Source organism: Streptomyces sp. MspMP-M5 (assembly GCF_000373585.1).
Taxonomy (GTDB): Bacteria; Actinomycetota; Actinomycetes; order Streptomycetales; family Streptomycetaceae; genus Streptomyces.
The window spans coordinates 1-6,984 of record NZ_KB891968.1 but is presented as its reverse complement, the minus strand read 5'-3'; the positions used below and the strand labels follow the sequence as shown (position 1 = coordinate 6,984).

Genomic DNA, 6,984 nt, shown 5'->3' with positions numbered 1-6,984 from the left:
AGCAGGTGCATCCGGGCGCCGGCGAAGAACCACCAGAACAGTTCCCACACCGACACGTCGAACACGAACGGCGTCTTCTGCAGCAGGGTGTCCTCCGCCGTCAGCGGGTACTGCCGCTGCATCCACGTCAGCCGGTTGACCACCGAGCGGTGTTCGACCATGACCCCCTTGGGCCGACCGGTCGAGCCCGAGGTGTAGATGACGTAGGCCAGGTCCCGCGGGCCGCCGCGCCGCAGCGGTGCCTCGGGGCGCTCGGCGTACGGCTCGGGGGCGTCCAGGTACGTCACCGGGGCGGTCAGGCCGTCCGGTACCGGCACGCCGGGCTGGGCCAGCACCCGGGCCGCGCCGGCCCGTTCGACGAGGTCGAGCAGGCGCAGCGCGGGGACGGTCGGGTCCAAGGGCAGGTAGGCGGCACCGGCCTTGAGCACGCCCAGCACCGCCACCGGCAGTTCCAGGCACCGGTCGCTGAGCACCCCGACCACGTCACCGGGGCCGATGCCCTGCGCGACCAGGTAGCCGGCGAGCCGTTCGGTGCGCTCGTCGAGCTGGCGGTAGGTCAGCGAGGCGGTGTCGGTGCTGACCGCCACCGCGTCGGGGGTCCGGGCGGCCTGCGCGCGGAAGATGCCGTGCAGCGTCGCGTCCTGGGGGAAGTCCCGTGCGGTGGCGTTGAATTCCCGCAGCACCCGGTGCCGGTCCTCCGGGCGCAGCAGTTCATGGCTGCCGACCGGGAGGGCGGGGTCGGCGACGGCCTGAGCGAGCACCGTGCGGTAGACGTCCGCCACTGCGGCGGCCTCCAACGGGCCGTCCGGGTCGCCGTCGTGACCGGCCGACGGCTCGGCGCCGCTGAGGTCGAGCACCCGCCGGAAGCCGTCCCGGGCGGTGCCGGGGACGCAGGTGACCAGCAGGTCCGGTGCGTCCCCCGCCGCCTCGGCGCCGGGCTCCGCGGCGTGCAGCGCGGCGTCGACCCGGGCCGCGAAGTCCTTGAAGGACACCACCGGGTCGACCGGGAGCGCGAGGGTGCGCGGCGCACCCGCGGCCGGGACCACCCGGACGCGGGGCGCGGCGTCGTGGACGACGTGGTGCAGTGCCAGGAGGGCCGCGGCCAGCCGGTCCCGGTCGCCGGGCGCGTCCGGCGCGCCCGGCCGTGGCGCCGCGGTCACCGGGCGGCCCCCGCCGTGCCGACGAGCATCGGTGCCAGGGTCCGCTCCAGGATCTGCTCGGTGCCCTCGATGATGTTGAGCACCTTGCTGTCCCGGTAGGCGCGGGCGGTGACCGACCGCTCCGAGACGCCGGAGGAGGCCAGCAGCTGTACCGCGGAGGCGGTGTGCTCCTGGGCCACCCGGCACACGAAGTACTTGGCGAGCAGCACCGACCGCATCGTCTCCGGTGCCTTGTCCTGCATCGCCCGCGAGGCGGCGACGCACAGGTGGCGGGCGGCCTCCAGGTCGGCGCCCATCCGCGTCACGAGCGTCTGTATCTGGCCGTGTTCCAGCAGCGGTCTGCCGAACGTCCTGCGGGTGCGCACGAACCGGGCGCATTCGTCGAAGCACGCCTCCAGCATGCCGAGCGCCATCCAGGCCACGGCGTGCCGGCCGTGTTCCAGGGCGGTGGGGACCAGCACCGGTACGGCGAAGTCCGGTTTGCCGACCAGCGCCTCCGGGGCGATCACGCAGTCCTCGAAGTCGATGCGCGCCAGGCCGGCCGCGCGCAGACCCAGCATGTCGCCCATGGGTGTCACGGTGACGCCGGGGGCGTCCCGGCTGACCAGGCACGCCTCGGAGCGCCCGGCGCGCCGGGCGAACACCAGCAGGTCGTCGGCGCGTTGGCCGAAGGTGATGTAGACCTTGGTGCCGTTGAGCACCAGGTCGTCGCCGCGTTCGGCCAGGGTGGTGGTGATCTCGCTCAGGTCGCTGCCCGCGTGTGGCTCGGTCATGCAGATCGCGGCGACCCGCTTGCCCGCGCCGAGGGCGGGCATGACGTTCTCGCGCTGCCAGGGTGTGCCCCAGCGGGCGAGGGTCTGCGCCATCATCCCGTGCACATTGACCAACGAGGCCAGTGAGATGCTCACCCGCCCCAGGGCCTCGTACAGCAGGCCCGCCTCGATGGCGTTCCATCCGCCGCCCCCGACCTGGGCGGGCAACGGGGCGCCGAGCAGGCCCTGTTCGGCGGTCCACGTCACCACCTCCTCGGGCAGCAGCGCGCCGCTCTCCCAGGTGTGTGCCTGGTCCTGCCAGCGGTCCAGTACCAGGGTGAGCATCCGGCGGTGGTGCGCCCGCTCGTCCGGTGTCAACAGCCGGTCCACAGTGTTGCTCTCCCTCGGATCAGGCGGGGTCGGCTTCGAGCTGCTTGCGCTGCACGAAGTCGGTGATCTTGGCGATGCTGGCGAAGTTGCGGAGGTTCAGGTCGTCCACGTCGACCTCGACGCCGAACCGGCTCTCCAGGAAGCTCATGAGCTGGATGGCGAACAGCGAGTTGACCCGGCCGGTCTCGAACAGGTCCTCCTCCCGGGCGGGTTCGGAGTCGGTGCTGTGGGAGGCCAGGTAGTCCAGGACGATGCGGTCGATCTCGGTGGCGTTGTGCTGGGTCATCGTGCGTTCCTCGTGGTGTCGGCCGCGGCGGTGCCGCGGTGTTCGTAGAAGCCCCGGCCGCTCTTGCGGCCCAGGCGCCCGGCGGCGACCATCTCCCGCAGCAGGCTGCAGGCTTGGTAACGGTCGTCCCGGTAGCTGTCGTGCAGGTACTCCAGGGTGAGCAGCACCGTGTCCAGGCCGATGAGGTCGGCGGTCTCCAGCGGGCCCATGGTGTGCCCGAAGCACTTCTTGAAGATGTCGTCGACGACTTCGGGGCGTTCGCCCTGGTCCTGGACGGTGCGGATCGCCTCGTTGAAGAAGAGGTGGGAGATGCGGTTGCTGACGAAGCCCGGGAAGTCGCCGACCACCACGGACTGCTTGCCGAGCCGGCCCAGCATCTCCTGGACGTAGGCGAGGCAGGCGTCGGAGGTGGCGGCGCCGCGCATCACCTCGACGGCGTCCTTGAGGTAGGAGGGGTTCATGAAGTGGATGCCGACGACGCGTTCGGGCCGGGTGGTCTCGGCGGCCAGCAGCCCCACCGGGATGCTGGAGGTGTTGACGCCGATGCCGGTCCCGGCGGGCAGGATCTTGTCCAGCGCGCGGTAGAGGTCGCGCTTGGCCTCCCAGCGTTCGCTGATGTTCTCCACCACGAACTCGCAGTCGGCCAGCGCCGTCAACTCGGTCGTGGTGACCAGGCGTTCGTCGGCGGTGGCGGCGGGCAGCCGGTCCAGTCCGGGGCGTACCGCGGGCAGGAAGCGGTTGGTCTCGCGCAGCAGCCGGCGGGTGTCGTCCAGTGCCGTCTGATCGGTGTCGACCGCGATGACGCGGAAGCCGTGGATGACGTAGTCGACGCAGACGCTCGCGCCGATGCAGCCGGTGCCCACCACGCCGATGGTGCGCAGGGGTGGTGCCATGGTGTTCTCCAGGGTGGTGTGGAAGGGGGCGGGGGTCACAGGGTGTCGAGCCAGTCGTGCACCACGGCGGCGGCCTCTCCGGCGTTCTCCGCGACGATGGTGCAGTGGTCGCCGGGGACGACGGCCTCGGTGTGCGGCAGTGGCCAGTGGGCGCGCCAGTCCTCGGTGATGGGCGGGGCCTGGGGGTCGCCGGGGATGCAGTCCTCGGGGCGGAGGAAGAGCGTCGGTGCCGCGATCGGCTCGGGGGTCCAGCCGCGGAACAGCTTGCGGTAGCTGCCGAGGGCCGTGAGCGAGGTGAAGTTCATGGTGGTGAACCGTGCGCGGCGCTCGTTGACCTCGTACGTCATGGCCTGCCGGACGGACAGCGGCATGCTGTCGGGCAGGTAGGTGTCCAGCAGGACGACGCCCTGCGCCGGGGTGCCGGCGGACTCCAGGCGGGCGGCGACGCCGTGGGCGAGCCAGCCGCTGGAGGAGTAGCCCAGCATGGCGAAGGGTCGGCCGTCGGCGCAGCGCAGGGTGGCGTCGGCGAGCACGTCGACGAGGACGTCGATGCCGGCGGCCAGCGGCTCGTCGGGCAGGAAGCCGGGCACGGTCACCATCGACAGGTCGCGGCGGTCGCGGAAGAAGGTGGACAGCCGGGCGAACTGCAGGGACTGCTCGACGGGCGCGAACGGCGGCAGGCAGACCACCGCGGGGCCGCGGTCGCCCTTGGCGAGCCGTACGTAGCCGGTGCCGGTGGGGGCCTGGGAGGGGTCGGTGAAGCGCCTGCGGAGCCCCGAGGCGCCGCTGAGCAGGGCCTCGACCTCGGTCATATGGCCGCGCAGGGCGACCTGGCGGTAGACGGCCGCGAAGGACTCGGCGGCGTCCACGCTCGCTGTCGTGGCGGTGGCCGGGGTCGGGGCGCCCTGGTCGAGCGCCTGGTGGAGGAAGGTGCACACGTCGGTGACCGTGGGGTGGTCGAAGACCAGCATGGCGGGCAGGTCGAGGCCGGTGGCCAGGTTCAGCCGGCTGCGGACCTCGACGGCCGACAGGGAGTCGAAGCCCAGCTCCACGAACGGCTGATGGTCGCCGACCGACGCCGCGTCGGGGTGTCCGAGCACGGCGGCCACGGTGCCGCGCACGAGTGCGGCCAGTTCCTCGTGGCGCTGTTCGGCGGGCAGGGCGGCCAGCCGGCGGCGCACGTCCTGGTGGTCGGTCGCGGGCGCGGTCTCGTGGCGGGCCGCCAACAGCTCCCGCACCCGCGGCAGTTCCCCGATCAGCGGGCGCGGCCGGGCGGCGGTGTAGCCGGCGAGGAAGGGCTCCCAGTCCACGTCGGCGACGACCAGGGTGGCCTCGTCGCCGTCCAGGGCCCGTTCGAGTGCGCAGATCCCGTCGGCGGGGGGCATCGGCACCAGGCCGCGGCGGCGCAGCTGGTGGCCGCCCTCCGGTCCGACCATGGCGGAGCCGTCCCAGACGCCCCAGGCGACGGCGGTCGCGGTGACGCCGCGGGCGCGGCGGCGTTCGGCGAGGGCGTCGAGGTGGGCGTTGCCGGCGGCGTAGGCGGCGTAGTGGCCGCTGCCCCAGACGCCGGAGACCGAGGAGAACAGCACGAAGGCGTCCAGGGCGTCGTCGGGGAAGAGCGCGTCGAGGACGTCGGCACCGGCGGTCTTGGCGGCCGCGACGGCACGGAACTCCGCCAGGTCCATGGCGGCGAGCGGGGTGTTCTGCCCGACGCCCGCGGCGTGGAAGACAGCGCGGACCGGCTGGCCGTCCGCCGCCAGCCCGCGGACCAGTGCGGTCATCTCCTCGCGCGCCGCCACGTCGGCGGCCACGACCCGTACCCGGGCGCCCGCCTCGGTCAGCTCGGCGGCGAGGTCGGCGGCGCCGGGGGCCTGCTCGCCGCTGCGCGAGAGCAGGACGAGGGAGGTCGCGCCGCGGGTGACGAGCCAGCGGGCGACGTGGCCGCCCAGCGATCCCGTACCGCCGGTGATCAGCACCGTACCGGTGGGCTTCCAGGTGCGGACGGGCGCGGGCGCGGGGGCGGGGACGACCCGGCGCCGCAGCACTCCGCCGGCCCTCAGCGCCACCTGGTCCTCGGTGCCGTCGCCGGTGAGCAGTCCGGCCAGCAGTGCGGTGGTGCGGTCGTCGAGGGTGCGGGGCAGGTCGATCAGGCCGCCCCAGCGGTCGGGGTGTTCCAGGGAGGCGACCCGGCCCAGGCCCCAGGCGGCGGCCGGCCGGGTCAGGGGCTCCTCCCCGGCGGCCGTGGCGACCGCGCCGCGGGTGAGGCACCACAGGCGGGCGCCGATCTCGGCGTCGCCGAGGGCCTGGAGGAGGACGAGCAGCGGTTCGGGCTCCTCGACGAGGGCGATGACGCCGGACAGCGGTGGCGCTCCGGCGGCGGCCGCGGTGAGCGCGGTGCGGGCCTTCGCCCGGTCGGTGCCGGTCTCGACGGTCACCGCGTCGGCGACGATGCGGGTGAGTGCACGTAGCGTGTCGGCCTGCTCCGGCACGCCGCCTTCGGGCAGCAACACCAGCCAGGTGCCCGGCACTTGGGCCGCGGTCACGGGCTCGGCGGCCGGGTGCCAGGCGACGCGGTAGCGCCACGAGTCCTGGGTTTCGCGGCGGCGGCTCTCCCGGTGCCAGTCGGCCAGTTCGGGCAGGACGGGCAGCAGGGCGGCGGGGGCGCCGAGCGTCTCGGTGAGCGCGGCGTGGTCCTGCTGCTCGACGGCGTCCCAGAAGCTGCCGTCGCGGTCGGTCGTGGCGTGCGCCGCGGTGCGCGGGGCGGCGCCGGTGAGCCAGTATGTCTGCCGTTGGAAGGGGTAGGTGGGCAGGGGCACGGGCGGGCGGGGGGTCAGGAGCGCGGACCAGTCGACGGGGGTGCCGTGGGCGTGGGCCGCCCCCACCGCGGTCACCAGGGCGACGACCTCGTCCTGGCCGCGCCGGGCGCTGGGCACCGCCGCACGGTCCGTCAGCGGCGGCGTCAGCACGGCGTCGGGGCCGACCTCCACGAGGACGTCCGCGCTGTCCAGGCCCGCCACGGCGTCGGCGAACCGCACCGCGTGCCGGGCATGGTCCAGCCAGTACTCGGGCGACGCGAACGGGTGCCCGCTCTCCGCCGCCGGGCTGACCGGAATCCGTGGCTCGGCGAAGGACAACTCGCCCAGGAGGGACCGGAACTCGTCGAGCATCGGCGCCATCAGCGGGGAGTGGAAGGCGTGGCTGACCCGCAGCCGCGTGGTGCGCCGCCCCTGGTCGCGCCAGTGACCGGCGATGCGCTCGACGGCCTCCACCGCGCCGGAGACGACCACGGCGCGCGGCCCGTTGACGGCGGCGACGGCCACCGCCGGCTCCACGTCGGTCAGCACCCGGACCTCGTCCTCGGTGGCGGCGATGGCGGCCATCGCACCGCCCGCCGGCAGCGCCTGCATCAACCGGCCCCGGGTGACGACCAGGCGGGCGGCATGCTCCAGGCTGAGGACACCGGCCACCACGGCCGCGGCGATCTCACCGACCGAGTGCCCCGC

Annotated in this window: 5 protein-coding genes; all 5 read right to left on the bottom strand. The window is 74.1% G+C overall.

From position 1 onward, the window contains the following. The coding region (locus tag B073_RS0138645) for an AMP-binding protein (protein WP_026248146.1) at nucleotides 1-1,160 on the bottom strand (1,160 nt) is incomplete at its 3' end. Then, nucleotides 1,157-2,302: an acyl-CoA dehydrogenase family protein gene (locus tag B073_RS42600; RefSeq protein WP_018543410.1), complete on the bottom strand. Its 1,146-nt coding sequence runs from the start codon at nucleotides 2,300-2,302 to the stop codon at nucleotides 1,157-1,159. The genes B073_RS0138645 and B073_RS42600, both read right to left, overlap by 4 nt. Before the next feature lie 19 nt (nucleotides 2,303-2,321). Then, on the bottom strand, nucleotides 2,322-2,588 hold the full coding sequence (locus B073_RS0138635) for an acyl carrier protein (protein WP_018543409.1): 267 nt from the start codon (nucleotides 2,586-2,588) through the stop codon (nucleotides 2,322-2,324). Continuing rightward, entirely contained in the window at nucleotides 2,585-3,520 is a 936-nt protein-coding gene (locus B073_RS42595; RefSeq protein WP_018543408.1) for a 3-hydroxyacyl-CoA dehydrogenase family protein, read from the bottom strand. Before B073_RS42595 ends, B073_RS0138635 begins: the two co-directional genes overlap by 4 nt. Further along, the coding region (locus B073_RS42590; protein ID WP_018543407.1) for an SDR family NAD(P)-dependent oxidoreductase at nucleotides 3,517-6,984 on the bottom strand (3,468 nt) is incomplete at its 5' end. The genes B073_RS42595 and B073_RS42590, both read right to left, overlap by 4 nt.

What these genes read in the sequence shown, in the direction of transcription:
- B073_RS0138635 (WP_018543409.1), bottom strand. Translation starts at nt 2,588, where the DNA reads ATGACCCAGCACAACGCCACCGAGATCGACCGCATCGTCCTGGACTAC.